The organism is Janthinobacterium kumbetense, assembly GCF_023703445.1.
Taxonomy (GTDB): Bacteria; Pseudomonadota; Gammaproteobacteria; order Burkholderiales; family Burkholderiaceae_D; genus Janthinobacterium; species Janthinobacterium kumbetense.
Map to the genome: position 1 here is coordinate 586,709 of NZ_JAMQGR010000002.1, position 24,116 is coordinate 610,824.

The 24,116-nt window shown below is 63.9% G+C and carries 23 protein-coding genes and 1 tRNA gene; 6 read left to right on the forward strand and 18 right to left on the reverse strand.

Features of this window, described 5'->3' with window-relative positions:
• Positions 1-85 precede the first annotated feature (85 nt).
• The gene (locus NCG91_RS10055; protein ID WP_099665916.1) at positions 86-283 is read right to left on the reverse strand and encodes a cysteine-rich CWC family protein; all 198 of its coding nucleotides are present in this window, start codon (positions 281-283) and stop codon (positions 86-88) included.
• Positions 284-514: 231 nt separating this feature from the next.
• Between NCG91_RS10055 and argB the strand changes: the two genes are divergently transcribed.
• Positions 515-1,408 (forward strand): acetylglutamate kinase, encoded by an 894-nt coding sequence (gene argB / locus NCG91_RS10060; RefSeq protein ID WP_010393729.1) that lies wholly within the window; start codon positions 515-517, stop codon positions 1,406-1,408.
• A 65-nt stretch (positions 1,409-1,473) separates the two neighbouring features.
• A tRNA-Thr gene (locus NCG91_RS10065) sits at positions 1,474-1,548 on the forward strand.
• A 145-nt stretch (positions 1,549-1,693) separates the two neighbouring features.
• Here NCG91_RS10065 and NCG91_RS10070 read toward each other — a convergent pair.
• Positions 1,694-2,563: a TraB/GumN family protein gene (locus tag NCG91_RS10070; RefSeq protein ID WP_251349546.1), complete on the reverse strand. Its 870-nt coding sequence runs from the start codon at positions 2,561-2,563 to the stop codon at positions 1,694-1,696.
• Between the two features lie 95 nt (positions 2,564-2,658).
• On the opposite strand from NCG91_RS10070, the gene NCG91_RS10075 reads away from it, so the two are divergent.
• The 3 genes from NCG91_RS10075 (at position 2,659) to pabB (ending at position 5,931) form a co-directional block, all read left to right on the forward strand.
• Positions 2,659-3,393 (forward strand): pyrimidine 5'-nucleotidase, encoded by a 735-nt coding sequence (locus NCG91_RS10075; RefSeq protein WP_077398423.1) that lies wholly within the window; start codon positions 2,659-2,661, stop codon positions 3,391-3,393.
• 102 nt (positions 3,394-3,495) lie between these two features.
• Positions 3,496-4,071 carry a nucleoid occlusion factor SlmA gene (gene slmA / locus NCG91_RS10080; protein ID WP_099665918.1) on the forward strand — a complete coding sequence of 192 codons (576 nt, stop codon included), beginning with the start codon at positions 3,496-3,498 and terminating at the stop codon, positions 4,069-4,071.
• A gap of 21 nt (positions 4,072-4,092) precedes the next feature.
• Positions 4,093-5,931, forward strand: coding sequence for an aminodeoxychorismate synthase component I (gene pabB / locus NCG91_RS10085; protein WP_251349547.1), 1,839 nt, complete (start codon positions 4,093-4,095; stop codon positions 5,929-5,931).
• Here pabB and NCG91_RS10090 read toward each other — a convergent pair.
• Positions 5,924-6,286, reverse strand: a complete 363-nt coding sequence (locus NCG91_RS10090; protein ID WP_251349549.1) for a DUF1428 domain-containing protein — start codon at positions 6,284-6,286, stop codon at positions 5,924-5,926. The two genes, pabB and NCG91_RS10090, sit on opposite strands and share 8 nt — an antisense overlap.
• 115 nt (positions 6,287-6,401) lie before the next feature.
• Positions 6,402-6,995, reverse strand: a complete 594-nt coding sequence (locus NCG91_RS10095; protein ID WP_251349550.1) for a glutathione peroxidase — start codon at positions 6,993-6,995, stop codon at positions 6,402-6,404.
• A gap of 180 nt (positions 6,996-7,175) precedes the next feature.
• Here NCG91_RS10095 and NCG91_RS10100 point away from each other — a divergent pair, with 180 nt between their 5' ends.
• Positions 7,176-8,300 carry an extracellular catalytic domain type 2 short-chain-length polyhydroxyalkanoate depolymerase gene (locus NCG91_RS10100; protein WP_251349552.1) on the forward strand — a complete coding sequence of 375 codons (1,125 nt, stop codon included), beginning with the start codon at positions 7,176-7,178 and terminating at the stop codon, positions 8,298-8,300.
• A gap of 6 nt (positions 8,301-8,306) precedes the next feature.
• Here the strand turns inward: NCG91_RS10100 and gabD are convergent, their stop codons facing one another.
• From gabD to xylB, 14 genes are all read right to left on the reverse strand, one after another.
• Positions 8,307-9,761, reverse strand: a complete 1,455-nt coding sequence (gene gabD, locus NCG91_RS10105) for an NADP-dependent succinate-semialdehyde dehydrogenase (RefSeq protein WP_251349554.1) — start codon at positions 9,759-9,761, stop codon at positions 8,307-8,309.
• 92 nt (positions 9,762-9,853) lie between these two features.
• Positions 9,854-10,696: a PPK2 family polyphosphate kinase gene (locus NCG91_RS10110; protein ID WP_251349555.1), complete on the reverse strand. Its 843-nt coding sequence runs from the start codon at positions 10,694-10,696 to the stop codon at positions 9,854-9,856.
• The gene (locus tag NCG91_RS10115; RefSeq protein ID WP_251349556.1) at positions 10,693-11,115 is read right to left on the reverse strand and encodes a CoA-binding protein; all 423 of its coding nucleotides are present in this window, start codon (positions 11,113-11,115) and stop codon (positions 10,693-10,695) included. The genes NCG91_RS10110 and NCG91_RS10115 overlap by 4 nt, the downstream gene beginning before the upstream one ends.
• A gap of 64 nt (positions 11,116-11,179) precedes the next feature.
• On the reverse strand, positions 11,180-11,833 hold the full coding sequence (locus NCG91_RS10120) for a bifunctional 2-keto-4-hydroxyglutarate aldolase/2-keto-3-deoxy-6-phosphogluconate aldolase (protein ID WP_251349557.1): 654 nt from the start codon (positions 11,831-11,833) through the stop codon (positions 11,180-11,182).
• A gap of 13 nt (positions 11,834-11,846) precedes the next feature.
• Positions 11,847-12,740, reverse strand: coding sequence for an SMP-30/gluconolactonase/LRE family protein (locus NCG91_RS10125; RefSeq protein ID WP_251349558.1), 894 nt, complete (start codon positions 12,738-12,740; stop codon positions 11,847-11,849).
• Between the two features lie 142 nt (positions 12,741-12,882).
• Complete coding sequence (araD, locus tag NCG91_RS10130) at positions 12,883-14,613, reverse strand: L-arabinonate dehydratase (protein ID WP_251349560.1); 1,731 nt, start codon at positions 14,611-14,613, stop codon at positions 12,883-12,885.
• Positions 14,610-15,623, reverse strand: coding sequence for a 2-dehydro-3-deoxygalactonokinase (locus NCG91_RS10135; protein WP_251349562.1), 1,014 nt, complete (start codon positions 15,621-15,623; stop codon positions 14,610-14,612). The genes araD and NCG91_RS10135 overlap by 4 nt, the downstream gene beginning before the upstream one ends.
• 84 nt (positions 15,624-15,707) lie before the next feature.
• A complete protein-coding gene (locus tag NCG91_RS10140; RefSeq protein ID WP_251349564.1) occupies positions 15,708-16,475 on the reverse strand; it encodes an aldose epimerase family protein in 768 nt (255 codons plus the stop codon).
• Positions 16,472-17,671 carry a XylR family transcriptional regulator gene (locus tag NCG91_RS10145; protein WP_099665929.1) on the reverse strand — a complete coding sequence of 400 codons (1,200 nt, stop codon included), beginning with the start codon at positions 17,669-17,671 and terminating at the stop codon, positions 16,472-16,474. The genes NCG91_RS10140 and NCG91_RS10145 overlap by 4 nt, the downstream gene beginning before the upstream one ends.
• A gap of 32 nt (positions 17,672-17,703) precedes the next feature.
• The gene (locus NCG91_RS10150) at positions 17,704-18,846 is read right to left on the reverse strand and encodes a sugar ABC transporter permease (protein WP_034783811.1); all 1,143 of its coding nucleotides are present in this window, start codon (positions 18,844-18,846) and stop codon (positions 17,704-17,706) included.
• On the reverse strand, positions 18,843-20,414 hold the full coding sequence (xylG, locus tag NCG91_RS10155; RefSeq protein ID WP_251349565.1) for a D-xylose ABC transporter ATP-binding protein: 1,572 nt from the start codon (positions 20,412-20,414) through the stop codon (positions 18,843-18,845). The genes NCG91_RS10150 and xylG overlap by 4 nt, the downstream gene beginning before the upstream one ends.
• A 63-nt stretch (positions 20,415-20,477) precedes the next feature.
• On the reverse strand, positions 20,478-21,452 hold the full coding sequence (gene xylF / locus NCG91_RS10160; RefSeq protein ID WP_099377905.1) for a D-xylose ABC transporter substrate-binding protein: 975 nt from the start codon (positions 21,450-21,452) through the stop codon (positions 20,478-20,480).
• Between the two features lie 91 nt (positions 21,453-21,543).
• Positions 21,544-23,331, reverse strand: coding sequence for an IlvD/Edd family dehydratase (locus tag NCG91_RS10165; protein ID WP_251349566.1), 1,788 nt, complete (start codon positions 23,329-23,331; stop codon positions 21,544-21,546).
• Entirely contained in the window at positions 23,328-24,095 is a 768-nt protein-coding gene (gene xylB / locus NCG91_RS10170; protein WP_251349568.1) for a D-xylose 1-dehydrogenase, read from the reverse strand. The genes NCG91_RS10165 and xylB overlap by 4 nt, the downstream gene beginning before the upstream one ends.
• Positions 24,096-24,116 lie beyond the last annotated feature (21 nt).

The following is a 24,116-nucleotide window of genomic DNA, read 5'->3' on the forward strand; positions in this document are numbered from 1 at the left end:
TAAGAAATTCTTAAAAATCGAAGTCTGAACGTATTCCCCTACAAAATGCAAGGTCTTTTGCAAAGGAAAAAGCGCGCCGATGCGCTTATCTGGCCGGCGTTGCTGCCGGAGGGGTCAAGGCGGCGATGCGCTCTTGCAGGCAGGCGGGGCACCAGCAGCCCACGGCGGTGCTGCCGGGCACGGGAACGGCCGGCGGCAGGGCCACGCACCAGCAGGGTTCCTTGGCGTCCGGATCAAGCTGGCCGCACTGGAAGGTGGCGCCGCACAGGCTGCATACGCTCATGGCTGTGTTTGAATTGGCAAGTATGTGTCCTGCCGCGCCAGGATACGACGCAGATGTAACGGGCAGTAAAAGGGCTGGCTGGGGGGCATATCGGGCCAGACTATAGGATCATCAGGGAAAATACAACAAGATCGCCCTATAATGCCTCCAAGATTTTCTTCTTCCCTGTAAAATCCCACAAATCTATTTTCCGGACTCGCCATGAATCAACTAGCTAACTTGAACCTGGACATGAATGACGACTTGACGGCGGTGTCGCCACAAATCAAGGCGCAGATTCTGGCCGAGGCCCTGCCCTACATCCGCAATTTCCATGGCAAGACCATCGTCATCAAGTACGGTGGCAATGCCATGACGGACGAACGCCTGAAGCACGGCTTCGCGCGCGACGTCATCCTGCTCAAGCTGGTCGGCATGAACCCGGTCGTGGTGCACGGCGGCGGACCGCAGATCGACAACGCGCTGAAAAAAATCGGCAAGCAAGGCACCTTCGTGCAAGGCATGCGCATCACCGATGAAGAAACCATGGAAGTGGTGGAGTGGGTGCTGGGCGGCGAAGTGCAGCAGGATATCGTCATGCTGATCAACCATTACGGCGGTCAGGCTGTGGGCCTGACGGGCAAGGATGGCGGCTTGATCCGCGCGCGCAAGATGCAGATGCCGGACCGCGAACATCCGGGCGAATTCCTCGACATCGGCTTCGTCGGCGAGATCGACGCGATCAACCCGGCCGTCGTCAAGGCGCTGCAGGACGACGCCTTCATTCCCATCATCTCGCCGATCGGTTTCGGCCAGGATGGCCAGGCCTACAACATCAACGCCGACGTGGTAGCCGGCAAGATCGCGGAAATCCTGAAAGCGGAAAAGCTGATCATGATGACCAATATCGCCGGCGTCCAGGACAAGCAGGGCAACCTGGTGACCGACCTGTCGGCGCGTGAAATCGACGAGATGTTCGCCGACGGCACGATCTCGGGCGGCATGCTGCCGAAGATCTCGTCCGCGCTCGACGCCGCCAAGTCCGGCGTGAACACGGTGCACATCATCGACGGCCGCATCGAACACTCATTATTGCTGGAAGTGTTGACCGAGCAAGCTTTTGGTACTATGATCCGTTCGCACTAAAAAAATCGCAACGCATCACAGCGAGTAGTTTGGCGGCGCAGATCACCTGGCGCCGCTTTTAATTTGCCCTTGTAGCTCAGTGGTAGAGCACTCCCTTGGTAAGGGAGAGGCCACGTGTTCGATCCACGTCAAGGGCACCAACTATATCTCCCCGCAGCTGAAAAAATGTCCATGGCGGCGTTGTACTGCCTCGCCGTACATGCGTACTGTCTTCGTCAGTACGCCTTGCCCTGAACACTTTTCCATCTGCTCTGCCGCCGTTGGGTGCGCGGCTAAGCCACCAGTTCAATACATCCGCTCGACCTTCAAGCCCTTCTGACGCAATAAATCCGGAACGCTTTTCGTTCCCACCAGATGCAGCACGCCGATGGCGGCCAGGCTGTGTTTTTCGCGCGCCAGCAACCTGGCGATGCCGTCAGCCAGGGCGGGGTTGCGGCCATCCAGCAACACCTTTTGCACGAACTGGGCGGCGAACGACGGGTCTGTCGCTGCCTTGGCGGCCAACCTGTCGAAGGCGGCCGCGTCGGCCGTGCGCCAGGCGTTGGCGATCTCGCGCGCTTCCTGGCTTTGTTCCTGGTCCTCGATCGACGCCACGCCGTCTTCCAGGAAACGGCACTGGTCGGCCGGCGACATGGCGCCGAACAGCGCCATCTGGCCTTCCATCGACTCGAGTTCCACCACGGGAATCTTGCGCGCCTTGGCCTGCTGCGACAGATAATTGTCGACGGCCAGGTCGGAGCGGTAGCCGAGCGTGGAAAACTCGCCGATGGCCAGCATGCTGGCCAGCATCCACGGCTTCATCGGCGCCACCGACTCGGCTGGAATGCCGTATTTTTGCAACAGCGGCGCCAGGCGCGGCGCCAGGGTCTGGCGGCAATCAAACGGCACTTGGCTGCCCGGCGCCTCCATGCCGTACTTCAGCACGGCGCCCAGGGCGGCGCGCGGGTCGGCGCCGGGATCGATCTCCAGCGCCAGCGCCCCGGCGCCTTCCAAGGCCTGCGTCACCGTCGGCTCGAGCGGATAAAAATCGGGCGCGCCGACGTGGATGGTACCGAACAGATACAGGGTATGGCTGGCGTCCTGCACCTTGAACAGGGCGCCCCGGTTTTGCGTCACGGGCGGCGCGTCGGCAAAGGCCGCCGGCAACGGCAGCAAGAATAATCCGCAAAACATCACTATAATCTGGCGTCGCATGGTTTTCCTGATTGTTGAATTTTTCATCTTGCTTATCATCTTGCCTAAAGACTCCTGTGCCTGTGTCCCATCTTAACCGCTCGTCGCCGGTCTGGCTGTTTGACCTCGACAACACGCTGCACAATGCCTCGCACGCCATCTTCCCCACCATCACGGCCAATATGAACACGTATATTGCCCGCGTGCTGGGCGACGGCGTGACGCCGGCCGACGACGCCATCGTCAATGCGGCGCGCGCGGCCTACTGGCGCCGCTATGGCGCCACCTTGCTGGGCATGGTCAAGCACCATCAGGTACAGGCAGCGCATTTTTTGCACGAGACGCATGCATTCGACGATTTGCGCGCCATGATACGCGCCGAGCGGGGGTTGGGGGCTTTACTCAAACGCCTGCCTGGCCGTAAAATTTTACTCACCAACGCGCCGCTGCGCTATTCGAGCGACGTGATGCGCCACCTGGGCTTGCGCCAGCATTTTTCGCAGCATATCGCCATCGAGGCGATGCATGTGCACCGCCAGCTGCGGCCCAAGCCATCGACCCTGATGCTGCGCAAACTGATGCGCAAGCACCAGATCCGCCCTGGCCGCTGCATCCTGGTGGAAGACACCCTGGCCAACCTGAAGGGTGCGAAAAAACTGGGCCTGCGCACGGCATGGGTCACGCAATACCTGAAAATGGCGGATCCGATCGGCGTGGCGAAGTTGCCCAAGGCGTTAAATCGCCCCGCTTACGTCGATGTCAAAGTAAAATCTGTCCGGCATTTGGCACGCCGCCTTCACCGTCTGCGTTGAAGGGAACTCCTGGGCTTCCGGTTGACGCCGGAAGCTGCACCGCTAGCGGCGGTGACGGACCTCCCCATCAAGGCAGCATTTTTTTTAACGACAAGAGAAAATATGGCAAGCACACCGCCGGGCCAACGCAGGCTACAAATTCTTCAGGCCCTCGCCGCAATGCTGGAGCAGCCGAAAGGCGAAAAGATCACCACTGCCGCACTGGCGGCCAGACTGGCCGTGTCGGAAGCGGCCCTGTACCGCCATTTCGCCAGCAAGGCGCAAATGTTCGAAGGGCTGATCGAATTCATCGAGTCGAGCGTTTTCGGCCTGATCAACCAGATCGCGGAAAAGCACAGCGACGGCATGACGCAAACGCGCGACATCGTCGGCATGCTGCTCAATTTCGCCATCAGCAATCCGGGCATGACGCGCGTATTGATCGGCGATGCGCTGGTCAATGAGGACGAGCGCCTGCAAGTGCGCATGAACCAGTTCTACGACCGCGTGGAACTGGCGCTCAAGCAGGCCTTGCGCGTGGCCGCCGCCGAAGGCCATGGCAAGGAAAGCGAAGTGGCGGCGCGCGCCACCCTGATCGTCGGCTTCGTCATCGGACGCTGGCACCGCTACGCCAAGAGCGGCTTCAAAATCAATCCCTCCCAGGAAGCGGCGCTGCAAATCGCCATGCTGCTAGGGTAAGTCACCGCCGCGGCTGTCCCCATGCATACCGACTGTTTCGCCCTGCTCGACGACGCCAGCACCCCAGGCGCCGGTTCGCGCCTGTACACGGGCCTGGCGGCGGTCTTGCAATGCACCGAGGGGCAGGCCTGGCCCGAGTTGCTGGAAGGCCTGCAAGACGCCTTACATCGCGGCCAGTACGCCGTCAGCGTGTGCAGCTACGAGCTGGGGGCGCATTTGCTGGCCATGCCGCCGCGCGCGGCAGGCGTCAACGCGCCGCCGCTGGCGCAAGTGCTTGTCTTCGACCATTGCACGCAGCTTTCACAGGACGAGGTGGCGCAGTGGCTGGACGCGCGTGTCCACGCCGACGCAGCGCCGGCAGGCGTGGCCGATATCCGCGCGAATGTGGATCAAGCCGAATTCACGCGCGCGCTTGACCGCATCCACGACTACATCGTGGCTGGCGACACCTACCAGGTCAACTACACGTATCGCTTGCGCTTCGACGCCTTCGGCTCGCCCCTGGCCCTGTATGCGCGGCTGCGCGCGCGTCAGCCCGTACCCTACGGCGCGCTGGTGATGCTGCCCGATGGCGGTGCCCTGCTGTCGCTGTCGCCGGAACTGTTCGTGCGCCATGCGCAAGGCGAGCTGATGGCGCGCCCCATGAAAGGCACGGCGCCGGCCGCCCCTGCCGACCAAACGGCAGAAAACGCGCGCCGCGCCAGCGCCCTGGCCAATGACCCGAAGAACCGCGCGGAAAACCTGATGATCGTCGACCTGCTGCGCAACGACATCGGCCGCATCGCCGTCACCGGCTCCGTCAAGGTCCCGGCCCTGTTCGAGGTGACGCGCTACAGCAGCGTGCTGCAAATGACCTCCACCGTGCAGGCGCGCCTGCGCGACGACGCCAGCCTGGCCGACATCTTCCAGGCCTTGTACCCGTGCGGCTCGATCACGGGCGCGCCGAAACGCCGCACCATGGAAATCATCGCCGAGCTGGAGCCGGCGCCGCGCGGCATCTATACGGGCGCCATCGGCTGGTTCGATCCTCCCGCCTCCAGCGCTACCCACGCGGTGGGCGACTTTTGCATGTCCGTGCCGATCCGCACCCTGGCCTTGCAGCCGGCTGGCCCTGACGGCATCCGGCGCGGCGAGATGGGCGTGGGTGCCGGCATCGTCCTGGACAGCGACCCGCACGAGGAATTTGCGGAGTGCCAGCTCAAGGCCCGCTTCCTGACGGGGCTGACCAACGACTTCGAACTGTTCGAGACCTTGCACGCCAGCCGCACCGGCGGCTGTCACCAGCAAGAGCGCCACCTGGCGCGCCTGGCCGCCTCCTGCGCCTATTTCGGTTTTGCCTGGAGTGACAGTGCCGCGCAGGCCGCGCTGCAGGCGGCCTGCGCGGCGCGCCCCGACGATGCCCCCTTCCGCCTGCGCCTGGCGCTGCGCCAGGATGGCCAGTGCACGACGCAAAGCGGTACACTCACCGCCCTGCCGGATACGGTAACCATCTTCCTGGCACCCGACGCCACGACTGCCGGCGACCTGTTCCTGCGTCACAAGAGCAGCGTGCGCGCACGCTACGACGCGGCCTGGCGCGCGGCCGAGGCGCGAGGCAGCTTCGACATGCTGTTCTTTAACGAACGGGGCGAACTGACGGAAGGCGGGCGCAGCAATGTCTTCGTCCGCCTCGATGGCCGCTGGCATACGCCGCCCCTGTCCTGCGGCCTGCTGCCCGGCGTGCAACGCGCCGCCATGCTGGCCGATCCCGCCTGGGACGCGCAGGAAACCATCATCACGCGGGCCATGCTGGCGCAGGCCGAAGCGATTGTCGTGTGCAATGCGTTGCGCGGGGCGATACCGGCGCAGCTGGTTACCTGATATCTACCTGCATCTCGTAACCACCATAAATCATCCGCTTGCCATCGAACGGCAGCTTGGCCGGATCCATCATCTCGGCCAGGCGCGGGTCTTTCATGACCTTGTCGTTGATTTCATCGCGCTTGGCGCGCGACGCATACACGATCCAGGAAAACACCACCACTTCGCCATCCTGCAAGTCCACCGCTTGCGGGAACGACGTCAGCTTGCCTGGCTTGACGTCGTCGCCCACGCATTCGCGAAATTCCAGCGCGCCGTACTCGCGCCAGATGGCGCCGCAACTGCGCGACATGGCCAGGTAGGCTTCGAGCTTGGCTTTCGGTACGGGCACCACAAATCCATCGACATACGCCATGATGTTCTCCTTGGTTGTGACAAACGCGAACAACCAGCTTAGGACAATGATGGCAAGACGACAAGCGCGGCATTAAAAAAAAGCAGGCGATCAAGCCTGCTTGCGTGTCGGCAACTTACAGCGCCAGCGCTTTTTCCACCGCGCCCACCAGTTTCTTGTCGTCCGGCGTCACCTTGCTGGGGAAGCTTTCCACCACTTTACCGTGACGGTCGATCAGGTATTTGTGGAAGTTCCAGGCCGGGGTCTTGCCCGTCTGCTTGATCAAGTCCACATACAGCGGATTCGGCGTGGGGCCGGAGACCACCGATTTGGCGAACATGGGAAACTTCACGCCATAGGTGTTGTAGCAGAAATCGGCGATTTCCTTGCTGTTGCCCGGCTCCTGCTTGCCGAAATCGTTCGACGGGAAGCCCAGCACCACCAGGCCCTTGCTGCCGTACTTGGCGTACAGCGCCTCGAGCCCTTCATATTGATTAGTAAAACCACAATAACTGGCCGTATTGACCACCAGCACCACCTTGCCCGCGTACTGGCACAGGTTTTGCGGCGCTTCATCCTGCAGGCGGTTGAAGGTCTGCTTGAGAATCGCGGGGCAGGCGGCCGGCGCGACGGCAGCTGTAGCGGTTTCGGCGGCATGGGCCGGCATGGCCAGACTGGCGCCGGCGGCAAGGGTGGTGAGCGCAAACAGCTGGGCAAGGGTCTTGGACATGAAGGGCACCATGGTTGAACGGAAAAAACCATTCTATGTCAAACGCCGCGCGCGCGCATGAGGGCCACAAGAACAGCAATTTCTTGAGCAACATCAACGATAGTGCAGTACTTGCCCATCGCACAGTTTTTTTACCTATGCTCGGCCTTCCTATCCCATTTCTTGCCTTGTGGAGTCGCCATGCCCTTCCCGCACCTGACCGCATTACCCACCGCCCTGCTGGCCGCCAGCCTGCTCACCCTGGCGCCAGGCGACACGCTCGCCGCCACGGCCGCCAAAGCCGCCAAACCCGCCACGGCCAGGGACGCCCCCGCCCTGCCCGGCTACCAGGCTGACCTGAGCCAGACCACCGTGTCCGGCCTGTCCTCGGGCGGCTTCATGGCGGCGCAGTTTGCCGTCGCCTACTCGGCCACGGTGGCCGGCGCCGGCATCATCGCGGGCGGCCCGTATTTCTGCTCGGGCCAGCCAGGCCGCTTCCCCTACATTCCCTACCTGACGAATGCCCTGACCACCTGCATGAATCCGGGCAGCGCGCAGGTGGCGCCGCCTGTCGCCAGCGAATTGCTGCGCGCGGCGAACGACTTCGCGCGCGCCCGCCTCATCGACGACACGGCCAACCTGAAACGCCAGCGCGTGTATCTGTTCAGCGGAACGAAAGACCAGACCGTGACGCGGCCGGTAGTGGAACAGGTGGGGAAATTCTATGCGCTGGCGGGCACGCCGGCCGAGCAGATCCGCTTCGTCGACAATGTCGGTGCAGGCCATGCCATCATCACGGACAACAACCAGGACAAGGCTTGCGACGTAACGGCGTCGCCCTTCATCAATGACTGCGACTTCGTGCAGGCGCGCGACATCCTGCAGCACCTGTATCCGGACCTGCAGCCGTCGTCGACCACCCTGACGGGCAAGTTGATATCATTCAATCAACGCAGCTTCATCCAGAGCGCGTACTCCAGCATGAACAATACGGGCTACGCCTACATCCCGAAAGCCTGCGACAGCGAAAGCTGCCGCGTGCACGTGGTCTTCCACGGCTGTTTGCAAACGACGCAAGCCATCGGCGACCGTTTCTATACCAGCACCGGCTACAACCAGGTGGCGGACGCCAACAAGATCATCGTGCTGTATCCGCAGGCCGAACCGAGCCCCGTCTACCCGTACAACCCGAAAGGCTGCTGGGATTTCTGGGGCTACACCAGCCTCAATCCGATCGACCCGGACTTCTACCGCAAGAGCGGCACGCAGATGGAAGCGGTCAAGGGCATGCTGGACCGCCTCGCCGCGCGCCGCGGCTCACGCTAGGCGACCTTAAATACCGCCCATGCAGATGTACTTGATGACCAGATAGTCCTCGATACCGTAGGTCGACCCTTCACGGCCCAGGCCCGATTGCTTGACGCCGCCGAAGGGGGCGATCTCGTTCGAGATCAAGCCCGTATTGACGCCGACCATGCCCGTTTCCAGGCCTTCGGCCACGCGCCAGATGCGGCCGATGTCGCGCGAATAGAAGTAGGCAGCCAGGCCGAATTCCGTGTTGTTGGCCAGGGCAATCACTTCATCGTCCGTCTTGAAGCGGAACAGGGGCGCCAGCGGGCCGAAGGTTTCCTCCGTGGCCACGCGCATGTCGTTCGTCACGTCGGCGATGATGGTCGGTTCGAAGAAGCCGTTGCCCAGCGCGTGGCGCTTGCCGCCAGCGAGCAGGCGGCCGCCCTTGCCCAGCGCGTCGGCCACGTGTTCTTCCACCTTGGCGACGGCCTTGGCGTCGATCAGCGGACCTTGCGTGACGCCCGCCTCGATGCCATTGCCCACCTTCAGCTTGGCCACGGCGGCCACCAGTTTGTCGGCAAACGCGTCATACACGCTGTCCTGCACATACAGACGGTTGGCGCACACGCAGGTCTGGCCGGCGTTGCGGTATTTCGAGGCGATGGCGCCTTCCACGGCCGCATCCAGGTCCGCGTCGTCGAAGACGATGAACGGCGCATTGCCACCCAGTTCCAGCGACAGTTTCTTGATCGTTGGTGCGCACTGTTCCGCCAGCAGGCGGCCCACCTGGGTCGAACCCGTAAACGTCAGCTTGCGCACGATCGGGTTCGACGTCATTTCGCCACCGATGTCTTTCGGCGCGCCCGTGACGATGCTGAACACGCCCGCAGGCACGCCAGCGCGCTCGGCCAGCACTGCCAGCGCCAGCGCGGAAAACGGCGTGGCTTCTGCCGGTTTCAGGACCATCGGGCAGCCGGCGGCCAGGGCCGGGCCGACTTTACGGGTGATCATGGCGGCGGGGAAGTTCCACGGCGTGATGGCGGCGCATACGCCGATCGGCTCCTTGGTGATGACCAGGCGGCGGTCCGGCCACGGCGACTGCAGGGTATCGCCCGCAACGCGCTTGCCTTCTTCGGCAAACCACTCGATGAACGAGGCGCCGAACTGCACTTCGCCCTTCGCTTCCGGCAAGGGCTTGCCCTGCTCGGTAGTCATGATCAGCGCCAGGTCGTCGGCGTTTTCCAGGATCAGGTCATGCCAGCGGCGCAGCACGGCCGCGCGCTCCTTGGCCGTCTTCTTGCGCCAGGCAGGCCAGGCGGCATTGGCCGCCTCGATGGCGCAGCGCGTCTCGGCGGCGCCCATCAGGGGCACCGTGCCGATATGCTCGCCCGTGGCGGGATTGCTCACATTAATCGTCTGGCCACCATCGGCATCGACCCAGGCTCCATTCACGTAAGCCTGGTGACGCAACAAGGTAGGATCTTTCAACTGCAGCATATGCATCTCCGGTCTGGTTTGAATTATCGACGAGGGATACTATGCCACAGCGCGGCAGATTTCGCAGGCGCGGCGCTGAACTGCCCCGAGCTCTACTCGACCTTGAAAGACGACAGTTTCGGGTCCGGCGCCGGGTATTCCAGCTTCATGCCCTGCAGGGTTTCCAGCAGCAGGGACGCCACCACCAGGTTGCGCTGCGTCTTGGAATTCGATGGCACCACGTACCACGGCGCGTGGTCGGCATCCGTCTCGCGGATCGCCGTTTCATAGGCGCGCTGGTAGCCATCCCACTTCTTGCGCTGGGCGATATCGTTGGGATCGAACTTCCACTGGCGGTCGGGATCATCGAGCCGCTCCTGCAGCCGTCCCCGTTGCTCGTCCTTCGAGATATGCAGGAAGACTTTCAGGATGACGGTGCCCGTTTCGCTCAGCATGCGCTCGAAATCGCGGATCTGCGCATAGCGGCGCTGGCATTCTGCCTTGTCGATCATGTCCTGCACGCGCGTGATCAGCACATCCTCGTAATGGCTGCGGTTGAAGATGGCGATCTCGCCTTTCACGGGCACATGCTGGTGCACGCGCCACAGGTAATCGTGCGCCAGTTCGATATCGGTGGGTCCCTTGAACGCCACGGCGCGAATGCCCATCGGGTTGATATTGCTGAAGATGGCCTTGACCGTGCCATCCTTGCCCGACGTATCCATGCCCTGCAAGACCAGCAGCACCTTCTTTTTGTGCTGCGCGTACAGCATGCTCTGGCACTCGGCGATCTGCGCCGTCAGGGCCACGGTTTCCTCGCGGTCCAGGGCCTTGCACTGGGCCGGCGTCAGCTTCTTGTTCGCCGCCTTGGTGGCGGCGCCCAGCAGGCGCTTGCCGGCGAAATCCTCGTTCAGGTCGAAGTCCTTCCCGGCACGAAACTGCGTGCGCGCCTTCATGCCGCCACCGCCAGCTTACGGTGCTCGATTTTTGTGCAATGGTCCATCACCACATCCAGGCCCGCCGCCCGCGCCAGTTGCGCCGCCTGCTCGTTGATGACGTCAAGTTGCAGCCACAGGCAGCCGGCCTTGACGGCAATGGCTTCCTCGGCGATGGGCAGAATATCTTCTGACTTGCGGAAGCAGTCGACGATGTCGATGCGCGCCGGCGCGACAGTCGCCGCGGCCTGCGTCAGGGTGGCGTAAGCGCGCTGCCCCAGCACATCGCGTCCGGCGAGGGCCGGATTGACGGGCAACACGCGATAGCCATGCCGCAGCAGGTAATCTGCCACTTCATGGCTGGCGCGTTCGGGCTTATCGGACATGCCGACGATGGCGATGATGCGGCTGTCTTGCAGGATGCGGGCGATGTTGGACATATTCTGGTCTATGAGGCGTGCGACATTGCCCCCTTAGCGTAGCAGATTCCCGTCCCGGTGGGAGCTAGCCAGAAGACTTAGCCGTCCGCACGGCCGCCATCTTCGCCACGAAGGCCTGCGCGCGCGCCGTCACGGCCGCGTAGTCTCCCGTGGCGCCCGGACCACTCAGACTGCTGCCGATGCCTACGGCCACGGCGCCGCTGGCAAACCATGCATGCAGGTTCTCCACCGTCACGCCGCCCGTCGGCATCAACGGCGCTTGCGGCAGGGGCGCGCGCAGGGCCTTGATGTAGGCGGGACCGAACATCTCGGCAGGGAAGACCTTGACGATGTCGGCGCCCGCCTGCAGGGCCGTGACTATCTCCGTCGGCGTCATCGCCCCCGGCATAGACAGCACCTGGTAGCGCTGACACAGCGTGATGGTCTCCACGTTCACGCCAGGCGAGATGATGAACTGGGCGCCGGCCAGGATGGCGGCGCGTGCCGTCTCCGTATCGAGCACCGTGCCCGCGCCCAGCAGCACGTCATGGCCATGGCGTTCGCGCAGGGTGCGCAGCACGCCCAGGGTATCGGGCGTGGTGAACGCCACTTCCAGCGCCGTGATGCCGCCGGCAATGCACGCCTCGGCGATCTGCACGGCCGCCTGCGCCGAAGAGGCGCGCACGATGCCGACCATGCCCCGTTCGAGGATGCCCTCGAAAACCGTGTGCTTCTGCATTTGCTCTCTCCTGTCAGGCCGGCAGGGCGCCAAAGCGCACTTCCGGCAAACCGCGCACACCCACCTGACGCGCATGAAACAATCCCCCGGCCAGCGGTTCGCTCGCCAGCTGGGCCGGGCTCAAGCTCTCCTGCGCCGTCGTGACGAACAATTCGTCGTAGTGTGGCCCGCCCAGGCTCACGCAGCTGGGCTGCGACACGGGCAAGGCTATCGCGCGCTCGACGCTGCCGTCCGGCGCGAAGCGCAAGACCCTGCCTGCTCCCCATTGCGCGCTCCACAGGTAGTCATCCGCATCGATGGTGGCGCCATCGGCGGCGCCGGGGCCCGGATCGAGCACGGCAAACACGCGCACCCGGCTGGCGTCGCCCCCCAGATAATCGTCCCAGCGGTAGATCGCCTTCTTCATCGAGTCGCAGAAGTACATGGCCGTGCCATCGACGCTGAAGCAGATGCTGTTCGAGATGGCGATCTGCGGCAGCGGCAGGCGCTCCAGGGTCAGGTCCAGGTTGAGGCGATAGAAGCTGGCGACGGCATCGCGGCACGGGCGCTCATCGAGCGTGCCGAAGACAAAGCGTCCCTGGCGGTCACAGCGGCCATCGTTCAGGCGCGTCATGGGCAGGTTCCCCTCCACCGTGTGCAAGGGCGTGACGGCCCCGCTGCGCGCGTCAAACCAGGCCAGGCGCGAAGCCAGTCCCAGCAGCAGCACGTCGTCGCAGTCCGTCAGCGCGAAGCACGCCAGGCGCTCCGGCATGGCCCACGTCTGGCGCTCGCCCGTGGCCAGCACCAGCGCATGCAGCTGGCAGCCTTCGATATTCGTCCAGAAAACGCGGCCGCTGCGTTCGCACCAGCGCACGCCCTCGCCGAGAAAATTCTGCGCATCGACCAGTAATTGGGCCTGTGTCCCCATCATTTTTCCTTTAACTATGTATAACGCATGATAAAACCGTCGCGAGCGGAAGTCAGTTGTGCCCGAGACGCGCAACTGTGCTTGAGCACAGTGAGCATCGAGGCCGCAAATGACGACGCGCAGCAGGTTTGATCGTGCGCTATCAATGTGATTCGCGCGGAACCGCCGAGCCTCGGCAACCGACGAGGAAGTCGAGGTCCGCGCCTTCATCGGCCTGCGTCACGTGCTTGATGTACATCGACTGGTAGCCGCCCTTCATGGCCGGTGGCGGCGCGCTCCATTCCGCCCGCCGGCGCACCAGCTCGGCCTCGTCGACGTCCAGGTGCAGGCGCCGTCCCGCCACGTCGAGTTCAATCATATCGCCATCGCGCACCAGGGCCAGCGGCCCGCCCACGGCCGCTTCCGGCGCCACGTGCAACACCACCGTGCCGTAGGCCGTGCCGCTCATGCGCGCATCCGAGATGCGTACCATGTCGCGCACGCCCTGCTCCAGCAGTTTCTTCGGCAATCCCATATTGCCCACCTCAGCCATGCCAGGATAGCCCTGCGGGCCGCAATTTTGCAGCACCATCACGCAGCTGGCATCGATATCGAGCGCCGGATCGTCGACGCGCCTTTTATAATGCTCGATGCTGTTGAAGACGACGGCGCGGCCACGGTGCTGCATCAGTTCCGGCGAAGCGGCGGACGGCTTGATGACGGCGCCGCGCGGGGCCAGGTTGCCATGCAGGACGGCGATGCCGCCCTCGTCCTTGAATGGCTGCGCCAGCGGCGTGATCACCTCGGGATTGAAATTTTCCGCTTCGGCCACGTTGACGGCCATGCTGGCGCCAGTGACGGTGAGCGCCTCGCCATGCAATTTGCCCAGCAAGTCGCGGATGATCACGGGCAAGCCGCCCGCATAATAAAAATCTTCCATCAGGTACTGGCCCGACGGCATCAGGTTCAGCAGGCAGGGAATGTCGCGCCCCAGGCGGTCCCAGTCGCCCAGGCGCATGTCCACGCCGATGCGCCCGGCGATGGCCAGCAGGTGGATCACGGCATTGGTCGAGCCGCCGATGGCGCCGTTGACCATGATGGCGTTTTCAAACGCTTCGCGCGTGAGGATCTGCGACAGTTTCAGGTCTTCATGCACCATGTCGACGATGCGCCGGCCCGTCAGCTGCGCCTGCAACTTGCGGCGCGCATCGACGGCGGGAATGGCCGCGTTGCCGGGCAGGGTCACGCCCAGCGCTTCGACCATGCTGGCCATGGTGGAAGCCGTGCCCATGGACATGCAGTGGCCGGCGGAGCGCGACATGCACGATTCGGCCTGCTGGAATTCGTTTGAGGTCATGCGCCCGGCGCGCACGTCTTCGGAAAACTTCCACACGTCGGTGCCGGAGCCGATCGGTTTGCCGCGGTAGTTGCCGTTCAGCATGGGGCCGCCAGACAGCACGATGGTCGGCAAATCCACGCTGGCCGCGCCCATCAGCAGGGCCGGAGTGGTCTTGTCGCAGCCCGTCAGCAGCACCACGCCGTCGATCGGGTTGGCGCGAATCGATTCCTCGACATCCATGCTGGCCAGGTTACGGAACAACATGGCCGTCGGGCGCAGGTTCGTCTCGCCCAGCGACATCACGGGGAATTCGACGGGAAAACCGCCCGCTTCAAGCACGCCGCGCTTGACCATCTCGGCCAGGTCGCGGAAATGGCCATTGCAGGGGGTCAGTTCGGACCAGGTATTACAGATGCCGATGACGGGACGGCCATCGAAGGCGTCGCTGGGATAGCCCTGGTTCTTCATCCAGCTGCGGTGAATGAAACTGTCCTTGTCGTCGCCGCCAAACCACGCTTGCGAACGCAAGGGACGCTTGTTCTTGTTGTCACTCATACTGTCTCCTGCGGGGAAATCAAGCCGCGCGCGGCGGCGATCAGCAGCGCACCGTGACCAGCCAGATTGGCTTGCTGCTGGTCGTCGACGATGATGCGCTTGCCATAAAAAAATCCGTGTTCTTCGATCAGCAGCCCGAGCGCCTGGCGCAGCATGGGCTTGCCGGTAATGACGAGCGGGGTATCGGGCCGCATCTGGATGGCGGTGCTGTTGCGCAGCGCCAGCAAATCGCCACTGAGGACGGCACCCATCAGGAAATTGGCCCGCTCGTTGCATTCGACGGAGCTGAACTGGCCCAAGGTGCGCACGCTGAAGCAGGCGCGCGCCAGCCCCGTTTTTTGCGCCGCCGCCGCGCCGGCCAGCAGCATTTTCGGCACCAGGGTCTGCGCAAAACCGCCATCGACCGATTGCTTGATCAGGGTGTGCTGCGTGATCGCCTGCAGCAGTTCGCCCGCGATGGTGGTGCTGCAGCCGAGGATGCGGCGCTGCTCGTCCACGCTGATCAGTTTGGTATGCGAGCCGGGCATGATCAAGGTTGCAGCGCCCCGCAACTGCAGGCGCTCGAGCAGCGCGACGACTTCCGTCTCTTCGCCGCGCATCATGTCCATCGCCTCGACGTTATGCAGGCCGACGGCGCCATGCTGGTTGCGCACGCCGGGAATCAGCCACAGGGGCTGCGCCAGCACGTCGGGCAATTCCACCGCCTGCATGCCTTGCGCCAGCTGCGCCAGGCCGGCAGGCGCCGGCAAATGCGGTACCTCCCGCACGCCCATGGGCGAAGTGATCATGCCAGACGCCAGCGCCAGGTCTACCTCGGATGGCGCGATGCCGGCACTGGCCAGTACGCTGGCGATGGTGTCGCGCAGCGCCTGTTTCAGCGCGCCGTTATGGCCATCGATGGCGGTATTGCGCACGCCCGTTTCCAGCTGCGCCTGGGCGACGACGGCGCCCGCGCGCCACAGCAAGGTACGCGTATTGGTAGTGCCGGCATCGATGGTGAGTATGTTCATGGGCAGGTTCGCAGCGTCGGTCAGGACAAAAATAAATGAGGGAAAAACTACCCCATGGTAGAACTGCCCCGCATATCTGACCAATCACTTATTTGACATCATTGATACCGGTTCGGATATGTCAAACGCATCGATATCCTGCACGCCCAAACGGTAGGCAAGGTTGAAGCACCTCGCCTGTCCCGGCTGCAGTTGCACGTCCTGCGCCAGCAGGGAAAAACAGCGCGCGTCGGAATACAGATGGCAGCTGTCCTGGGTGCTGGAAAAACGCAAGACCCGGCCCGACGCGGGGTCGGCAACCCGCGCTGCCTCGCGCAGCTGGCCGCTGCCCGTCCAGTAAAAGTCATGCCGGAATCCCGGCAAGTGGGCCAGCGCGGGCCAGGCCAGGCGCGAAGCGAGCGGCGCCGGCTGGCGGAAGTCGAAGGCGCTGCCCGCCACATCGTGCGGAGAACCGCCCGTGCCACCGCCAGGCCAATAGCGGTCCGCAGCCAGGCGCAGCACATGGTCGCCCACGCTGGCATGGTTGCCCTGTAGATTGAAACGGGGTGCGGCAAGCGCAAAACGGGAAACGGTATCGGATGTGGCGACACAGTCGAGGTGCAGGCTGCCGTCGTCATCAAACCGGTAGCTCAGGCGCACCGACAGGCCGTCTTGCGCCAGCTGCAACTGCAAGTGGCCGTCGTCGGGCGATGCGCACTGCCAGCCCGTGGAGGATCGCGCCGCTGGGGGCGCCGCGCCCAGCACATCGGCCAGACGGCCATAACGGTCAGGCGCCCACCAGGCCCGCACGCTGGCATCGTGCGTATCGATGGCCACGCGCATGCCGCGCGCGTTGCGCAGCAGATGCATCATGGCGCCTGCCCGGGGGCTGGCGGCGGCCGGCTGCGCTGCTGGAATTCGCGCGGCGTGCAACCGAGTTCGCGCTTGAAGACGGCATGCATGTACTGCACCGTGGTAAAACCGCAACGCACGGCCACCTCGGCCACCTGCCCCGGCCCGCGCGCGAGCAGGGTCTTGGCCGCATCGAGCTTGAAATGCAAGATTTCATCGTGCACGCTGCGCCCCAGCTCGTGGCGGAAGTGCGCTTCGAGCGAAGAGCGCGACACGCCCACGTAATCGGCCACCTGCTCCGTCTTGATACCCTGGCAGGCGTACTGGCGAATGAAGTGGCGCGCCTGCATCACCTGCGGATGCTGGAAGGGCTGGTGGCGCGTGGAAGCGAGCACGTTCAGGCCGGCCGGCGGCACCAGGATGCGCGTGCCGGACAAGCGCGCGCCGTTGAGCATCTGGTGCAGCAGATGCGCCGCCGTGCGGCCCATTTCCTCCGTGCCCTGGATCACGGAACTCAAGGGAATGCGCGTGAGCATGCGCGCCAGCGGGTCGTTGTCGATGCCGATCAGGGCGACCTGCTCCGGCACGGCGATGCCAGCGTGCATGCAGGCTTGCAGCAGCTGGCGCGCGCGTGCGTCGCTGACGGCGATGATGCCGACGGGTTTTTCCAGGCTATTGAGCCAGGCGATCTGCTGCTCCACCGCTTCGTCCCATGACGGCGCGCTGGTGGCGACGCCCCGGTACACGTCGGCATGCATGTGGTCGCGCTCCATCAAGGTGCAAAACGCCGTTTCGCGCTCCTGCGCCCAGCGGTTGACATCGGCCTCGGGCAGGCTGAAACAGGCAAAGCGGCTCAATCCCGCTTCCACCAGGTGTTCATAGGCCAGCTTGACGATCTTGAAATTATCCGTCGCCACGTACGGGATGCCGGCCGGGTAATCCTCGGCGCGCGCATACGAGCCGCCCACGGCCACCACGGGTAGGCGGCTGTGCGCCAGCGCCGCGCAGACGGCGGGATCGTCGAAATCGGCGATGATGCCGTCGCCCTGCCAGCGTTCGATGCCCGGCAGGCGGCAACGAAAATCCTCTTCCAGGAACAGGTCCCACGACACGCGCGTGGTGTTCAGGTAGGCGGCGATGCCCGCGATGATGTCGCGGTCATAGATTTTATTCCCGTTAAACAGCAGCGCGATCCGGTGCGCGGTCGGCATCTTCATGGTGTCTCCTCCCGTGCCAGATCGTTTCACGGCTAGCGGCGTCCGGCACGCGTGCTGACATCGACCCACACGGCGAGGGTGAGGATACTGCCTTTTACGATCATCTGCCAGTAGGTGTCCACGTCCAGCATGGACATGCCGTTATCCAGGCTGGCCATCACCAGCGCGCCAATCAGGGCGCCGTACACGGTGCCCGAACCGCCGCGCATCGAAGTGCCGCCGATGAAGCAGGCGGCGATGGCATCGAGTTCGCTGAAGGTGCCGGCCGACGGCGAACCGGCCGCCAAGCGGCCCGTGTTGATCAGACCCGCCAGCGCGCACATCAGGCCCATGATGCCGAAGATCCACAGCTTGACGGCTTTCACATTGATGCCGGACAGGCGCGTCGCTTCCATATTGCTGCCGACAGCGTAGATGCGGCGGCCGAATACGGTCTGGCTGGTGATGTAGCTGAACAGCCCCAGCAAGGCCAGCAGCAACAGCACGGGCAGCGGAATGCCTTCATAACCGTTCAGGGTTTGCACGAAGGCGTACAGCACGGCACCGATGACGGCCAGGCGCAAGCCGTCGGCCCAGGGCGCCGTCTGCGGCAAGCCATGCTGCGCGCGGCTGGCGCGCGCGCGCCACGTCAGGAAAGCGGCCAGCAGGAACAGGCCGATGCCCAGTACGATGCCGGGCACCGCGGGCAGGTAGCCCTGCCCCAGGTAGACCATCGGCTCGGAGACGGGCGCGATCGTGATGCCGCCTGTGATGCCCAGCAGGATGCCGCGGTACGCCAGCATGCCGCCCAGGCCGACGATGAAGGACGGGATGCCCCGGTACGCCGTCAGGTAGCCGTTGAGGAGGCCGATCACCAGGCCGCAGCCGAGTACCGCAGCCAGGTTCAAGGCCAGGGGCCAGTGCTGCGTCACGTCCAGCACGGCGGCGATGCCGCCGAGTAGCCCCAGCAGGGAGCCGATCGACAGGTCGATCTCGCCAGCGATAATCACCAGCACCATGCCGCAGGCGAGGATGCCGGTGACGGACATCTGGCGCAGCAGGTTCGACAGGTTGCGCGGCGTAAGGAAACTGCCCTCCGTCTTCCACGAAAAGAAGGCCCAGATCAGCGCCACGGCGATCAGCAGGGCCAGCATCTTGTATTGGGTGAACAGCTGTTTGATACTGTGCGGTTTCATGCTGCGGGTTCCTTGTTTGCGGTGTTGGCGGCGGGTGCCGGGCGCTGGTCCAGCGCCGCCGCCAGCACGGTTTCCTGGCTCAGGCCATCGTTGATAAAGTCGCCGCGCAGGCGGCCTTCGCCCATCACCAGCACGCGGTCGGACACGCCCAGCACTTCGGCCAGTTCCGACGAGACCATGATGATGGCCACTCCCCGGTCGGCCAGCGCCAGCATCAATTTGTAGATTTCATATTTGGCGCCCACGTCCACGCCGCGCGTGGGCTCGTCGAGAATCAGGACGCGCGGGCGCGTCAGCAGCATCTTGGCCAGCACGGCCTTTTGCTGGTTGCCGCCCGACAGGCTCGTAATGGGCAGCGACGGGCTGGCCGCCTTCAGCTCCAGCCGGGCGATCTCGCCGCGCACGGCCGTCAATTCCACCTCGCCATCGATGCGCGTGGCGCGCGCGAACTGCTCCAGAACGGCCAGGGTGATGTTCTGCCCCACGTCGAGGTCGGGCACGATGCCGTGATGCTTGCGGTCTTCCGGCACCATGGCCAGGCCCATGGCGATGGCCTTTTGCGGCGAGCGGGTATCGATTCTCCGGCCATCGAGCCACACTTCGGCCTCGCACGGCCCCTGATAGGCGCCAAACAGGGCCGAGACGAGTTCCGTGCGCCCCGCCCCCACCAGACCGGCGATGCCGAGGATTTCGCCCTTGCGCAGGGTAAATGACACATCGTCGACGCGCTTGCGCTGCGGGTTGTCGGCGTCGATGCAAGTCACATGGCGCGCCTCGAACAGCACCTCGCCAATGGCCGGCGGCTGCGCGCGCTGCGGATACAGCTGGCTCATTTCGCGGCCCACCATCTGCGCGATGATGCGCTCGACGTTCATCTGCGCCATCGGCGTGGTGGCGATATGCCTGCCGTCGCGGATGACGACGATGGTGTCGCAGATGGCCGCCACTTCATCGAGCTTGTGCGAAATGTAGATGCAGGTGACGCCCTTGGCCTTCAAGGCGCGCAGGATATCGAGCAACACGGCAATTTCCGACGCCGTCAGCGACGATGACGGCTCGTCGAGAATCAGCAGGCGCGCATTCTTGTTGAGCGCCTTGGCGATTTCCACCAGTTGCTGGTGGCCGCCGCCGTAATTCATCACGGGCTGCGCCACGTTCAATTCGGGAATTTTCAGTTCGCGCAGCAGCTCGTCGGCGCGCTTGTACATGGCCGCATAATGCATGCGCCCACCCGGCAGGGTCAGCTCGCGGCCCATGAAGATATTCTCGGCCACGGACAGCTGCGGCACCAGCATCAGCTCCTGGTGGATGATGATGATGCCCGCGTCTTCCGTGTCGCGGATCGATTGCGCGCGCAGGGGCTGGCCATCCCACAGGATGTCGCCATCCCAGGTGCCGTGCGGGTACACACCGGACAGCACTTTCATCAGGGTCGACTTGCCGGCGCCATTCTCGCCGCACAGACCGATGCATTCGCCGGCCCGCACCTGCAGGTCGATGCCGTCAAGCGCGCGGACACCGCCAAACTGTTTGACGATGCCTTTCATTTCAAGCAGATAGTCGGACATGCTCACTCTCGTTGCGGATTAACAGAAATCAGGGGTCAGTCCCGGCGGGACTGACCCCAGCTTTTAGTTGCCCAACTGAGCTTTGGTATAGAAGCCGTCGTCGACGAGAATGTTCACATTCGCCTTGGTCAGCGGCGTTGGTTTCAACAGCACCGTGCTAACTTTTTTCAAGCCGTTGTCATAGCTGGAGTTGTAGGCCGGCTTTTCATTGCGCGCCAGTTGCACGGCCAGTTTGGCCGCTTCGGCGGCAATGGTTTTCAGGGGCTTGTAGACGGTCATCGACTGCGTGCCGGCGATCACGCGTTTCACCGCCGCCAGATCGGCATCCTGGCCCGAGACAGGCACCTTGCCCGCCAGTTTTTGCGCGGCCAGAGCCTGGATGGCGCCGCCGGCCGTGCCGTCGTTCGAGGCGACGATGGCGTCGATCTTGTTGCCGTTGGCCGTCAGCGCGTTTTCCACGATGGACAGCGCTTCGGTGGCGCTCCAGTCCTTCACCCACTGCTGGCCGACGATCTTGATATCTCCCTTGTCGATAAACGGTTTAAGCACCTTCATCTGGCCTTCGCGCAGCATCTTGGCGTTGTTGTCGGTCGGCGAGCCGCCCAACAGGTAGTAATTGCCCTTCGGTTGCAGCTTGGTCACGCCTTCGGCCTGCATCTCGCCCACTTTCTCGTTGTCGAACGAGATATACGCGTCGATATCGGCGTTCAGGATCAGGCGGTCATACGACAGCACCTTGATGCCAGCCTTTTTCGCTTCCTTGACGGTGTTGTTCAATACCGTTGCGTTGAACGGCACGATCACCAGCACGTCCACGCCGCGCGAAATCAGGTTCTCGATTTGCGAAATCTGACGCTGCTCGCTGGCATCGGCCGACTGCACGAAAACCTTGGCGCCCTGCTTTTCGGCGGCGGCGATGAAGAAATCGCGGTCGCGCGTCCAGCGCTCCACGCGCAGATCGTCGATGGAGAAGCCGATCTTCGGGTTTTTCGCATCGGCCAGGGCGGCGCTGCTGCTCAATGCCAGCATGGCGGTCATGATGGCTGCACTGATGATCTTGTTCATTGTGTGTCTCCTTGTGGATTTTATTAACAACGTTTTTTCACTACGGGTGTTGCGGCTTCAAAAATCAATGGTTATGGCGTGGCAGGGTCTGTCCCACGGCGCGGTATTTCAGCGCAAGCTCCATGCAGGCGCCCGTTTCCAGCTGGCCCACGCTGGCGCGGTAGATTTCCTGCCATGGCGTGGCGCTGTCGTTGACCGGCGGCGGCAGTTCTTTGGCGCGGCGCGCCAGTTCAAACGCATCGACCAGCATGTCGCACTGGCCCCCATTCAAGTCCACGCGGACGATGTCGCCCGTGCGCAGCAGCGCCAGGCCTCCGCCCACGGCGCTTTCCGGCGACGCGTTCAAAATTGAGGGACTGTCCGAGGTGCCCGACTGGCGCCCGTCACCCAGGGTCGGCAGATTCAAAATGCCGGCCTTCAGCAAGGCGTCCGGCGGCTGCATGTTGACCACTTCGGCAGAACCGGGCCAGCCGACAGGGCCGGCGCCGCGCATGACCAGCATGCAGCTGTCGTCGATATTGAGCGCCGGGTCGTTGATGCGTGCGTGGTAATCGTTTGAACCGTCAAAGACGATGGCGCGCGCCTCGAATACGCCTTCGCTGCCGGGGCGCGACAGGTAGCGCTCGCGAAAAGCGGGCGAGATCACGCTGGTCTTCATGATGGCGAAGTCGAACAGGTTGCCTTGCAAAGCCATGAAACCGGCCTTTTCCTTCAGCGGCGCGGCAAACGGACGGATCATCTCGCGGTCCGCGCTTTCGCGACCTTGCAAGTTGGCCGCCATCGTCTGGCCCGTGACGGTCGGGCGCTCGGCGTGGAGCAAACCCGCGTTGAGCAGCTCCCACATCACGGCCGGCACGCCGCCGGCGCGGTGGAAGCGCTCTCCCAAATACTTCCCGGCCGGCTGCATGTTCAACAGCAGCGGCACGTCATAGCCGTGCGCCATCCAGTCGCTCGAATGCAATGCCACGCCTGCATGGCGCGCCATGGCCATCAGATGCGGCTGGGCGTTGGTGGAGCCGCCGATGGCCGCATTGACGATGATGGCGTCCAAAAACGCCTCGCGCGTGAGGATGCTCGACGGGCGCACGTCGTCATGTGCCATGCCGACGATGCGGCGCCCCGTTTCATAGGCGATCTGACCCCGCTCGCGGTACGGCGCGGGGATGGCCGAGCAGCCCGTCAGGGACATGCCCAGCGCCTCGGCCAGCGCATTCATGGTTGATGCCGTGCCCATGGTGTTGCAGTGGCCGGCCGACGGCGCCGAGGCGGCAGCGATCTGCAGGAATTTGTCGTTGTCGATCAAGCCGGCGGACAGCTGGCGGCGGCCTTTCCAGATGGCCGCGCCGGAACCCACCAATTCACCGTCCATCCAGCCGTCGAGCATGGGGCCGCCCGACAGCACGATGGCGGGAATGTCCACCGTGGCGGCGGCCATCAATTGCGCCGGCGTCGTCTTGTCGCAACCCGTCGTCAGCACCACGGCGTCGATCGGGTAGCCATGCAGGATTTCCACCAGGCCCAGATATGCCAGGTTGCGGTCCAGCGCGGCCGTGGGACGGCGGCAGTTTTCAAAGATCGGATGCAGCGGGAATTCCATCGGGATGCCGCCCGCGTCGCGGATGCCGTCGCGCACGCGCTGGGCCAGTTCCAGGTGGATGCGGTTGCACGGGCTGATATCGCTGCCGCTTTGCGCAATGCCGATGATGGGCCGGCCCGAACGCAGCTCCTCTGCCGTGATGCCGTAGTTCATGAAGCGCTCCAGGTACAGCGCCGTCATGTCGATATGGTCGGGATTGTCGAACCAGTCCTGCGAGCGGAAGCGCCGCGCCTGGGGTTGGGCGGGAATGCTCATGCGCCGTACCAGCCTGCGTCGACGTAGTATTCGCGTCCGGCGCACTTGGCCGCGTTGTCCGACGCGAGGAACAGCGCCAGCGCCGCCACGTCTTCCGGCTCCACGCGCGTCTGCAGGCATTGCCCCTGCAGGATCACGGCTTCCGCTTCCGGCGTATGCCACAGCCGCTCCTGGCGCGGCGTGCGCACGGCACCGGGAATGATGCAGTTGACGCGGATGCCGTCGACACCCAGGTCGCGCGCCAGGCCGCGCGTCAGGCCCTCGATGCCGGCTTTCGCCGTCATGTAGATCGACAGGCGCGCTTGCGCTAGGTGCCAGGAAATCGAGCCCAGGTTGAGGATCACGCCGCTGCCCTTGGCGCGCATGGCCGGCGCCACGGCCTGGGCGCAGAAATACTGGTGGCGCAGGTTGACGGCGATGCGCTCGTCCCAGTAGGCGGGCGTGACGTCCTGCAGCTGGTGGCGGTCGTCATTGGCCGCGTTGTTGATGAGGATATCGGTGGCGCCCGCGCTGTGTTCGATCTCGGCGAAGGTGGCCGCCAGGGCGCCCAGGTCCGTCAGGTCGCAATAGCGGAAAACGGGCGGCTGCGGCAAGTGGGCCAGTTTTTCTTCCAGTGCGTGCGATGGCGCGCTGGCGATGTCGATAAAGGTGACGTGGGCGCCCTGGCGCGCGAACGCCTCGACGATGGCCACGCCGATGCCGGTGCCACCGCCCGTGATGACGACGCGCTGACCTGCCAGGCTGGGATAAGTTGCATGCTGCATGGTGTCTCTCTTTTTAAAAAA

Excerpts from the sequence above, each read along its gene's own strand:
- NCG91_RS10055 (WP_099665916.1), bottom strand. The coding sequence starts at position 283 with ATGAGCGTATGCAGCCTGTGCGGCGCCACCTTCCAGTGCGGCCAGCTT.
- argB (WP_010393729.1), top strand. The coding sequence starts at position 515 with ATGAATGACGACTTGACGGCGGTGTCGCCACAAATCAAGGCGCAGATT.
- slmA (WP_099665918.1), top strand. The coding sequence starts at position 3,496 with ATGGCAAGCACACCGCCGGGCCAACGCAGGCTACAAATTCTTCAGGCC.
- pabB (WP_251349547.1), top strand. The coding sequence starts at position 4,093 with ATGCATACCGACTGTTTCGCCCTGCTCGACGACGCCAGCACCCCAGGC.
- NCG91_RS10090 (WP_251349549.1), bottom strand. The coding sequence starts at position 6,286 with ATGGCGTATGTCGATGGATTTGTGGTGCCCGTACCGAAAGCCAAGCTC.
- NCG91_RS10095 (WP_251349550.1), bottom strand. The coding sequence starts at position 6,995 with ATGTCCAAGACCCTTGCCCAGCTGTTTGCGCTCACCACCCTTGCCGCC.
- NCG91_RS10100 (WP_251349552.1), top strand. The coding sequence starts at position 7,176 with ATGCCCTTCCCGCACCTGACCGCATTACCCACCGCCCTGCTGGCCGCC.
- gabD (WP_251349554.1), bottom strand. The coding sequence starts at position 9,761 with ATGCTGCAGTTGAAAGATCCTACCTTGTTGCGTCACCAGGCTTACGTG.
- NCG91_RS10110 (WP_251349555.1), bottom strand. The coding sequence starts at position 10,696 with ATGAAGGCGCGCACGCAGTTTCGTGCCGGGAAGGACTTCGACCTGAAC.
- NCG91_RS10115 (WP_251349556.1), bottom strand. The coding sequence starts at position 11,115 with ATGTCCAACATCGCCCGCATCCTGCAAGACAGCCGCATCATCGCCATC.
- NCG91_RS10120 (WP_251349557.1), bottom strand. The coding sequence starts at position 11,833 with ATGCAGAAGCACACGGTTTTCGAGGGCATCCTCGAACGGGGCATGGTC.
- NCG91_RS10125 (WP_251349558.1), bottom strand. The coding sequence starts at position 12,740 with ATGGGGACACAGGCCCAATTACTGGTCGATGCGCAGAATTTTCTCGGC.
- araD (WP_251349560.1), bottom strand. The coding sequence starts at position 14,613 with ATGAGTGACAACAAGAACAAGCGTCCCTTGCGTTCGCAAGCGTGGTTT.
- NCG91_RS10135 (WP_251349562.1), bottom strand. The coding sequence starts at position 15,623 with ATGAACATACTCACCATCGATGCCGGCACTACCAATACGCGTACCTTG.
- NCG91_RS10140 (WP_251349564.1), bottom strand. The coding sequence starts at position 16,475 with ATGATGCATCTGCTGCGCAACGCGCGCGGCATGCGCGTGGCCATCGAT.
- NCG91_RS10145 (WP_099665929.1), bottom strand. The coding sequence starts at position 17,671 with ATGAAGATGCCGACCGCGCACCGGATCGCGCTGCTGTTTAACGGGAAT.
- NCG91_RS10150 (WP_034783811.1), bottom strand. The coding sequence starts at position 18,846 with ATGAAACCGCACAGTATCAAACAGCTGTTCACCCAATACAAGATGCTG.
- xylG (WP_251349565.1), bottom strand. The coding sequence starts at position 20,414 with ATGTCCGACTATCTGCTTGAAATGAAAGGCATCGTCAAACAGTTTGGC.
- xylF (WP_099377905.1), bottom strand. The coding sequence starts at position 21,452 with ATGACCGCCATGCTGGCATTGAGCAGCAGCGCCGCCCTGGCCGATGCG.
- NCG91_RS10165 (WP_251349566.1), bottom strand. The coding sequence starts at position 23,331 with ATGAGCATTCCCGCCCAACCCCAGGCGCGGCGCTTCCGCTCGCAGGAC.
- xylB (WP_251349568.1), bottom strand. The coding sequence starts at position 24,095 with ATGCAGCATGCAACTTATCCCAGCCTGGCAGGTCAGCGCGTCGTCATC.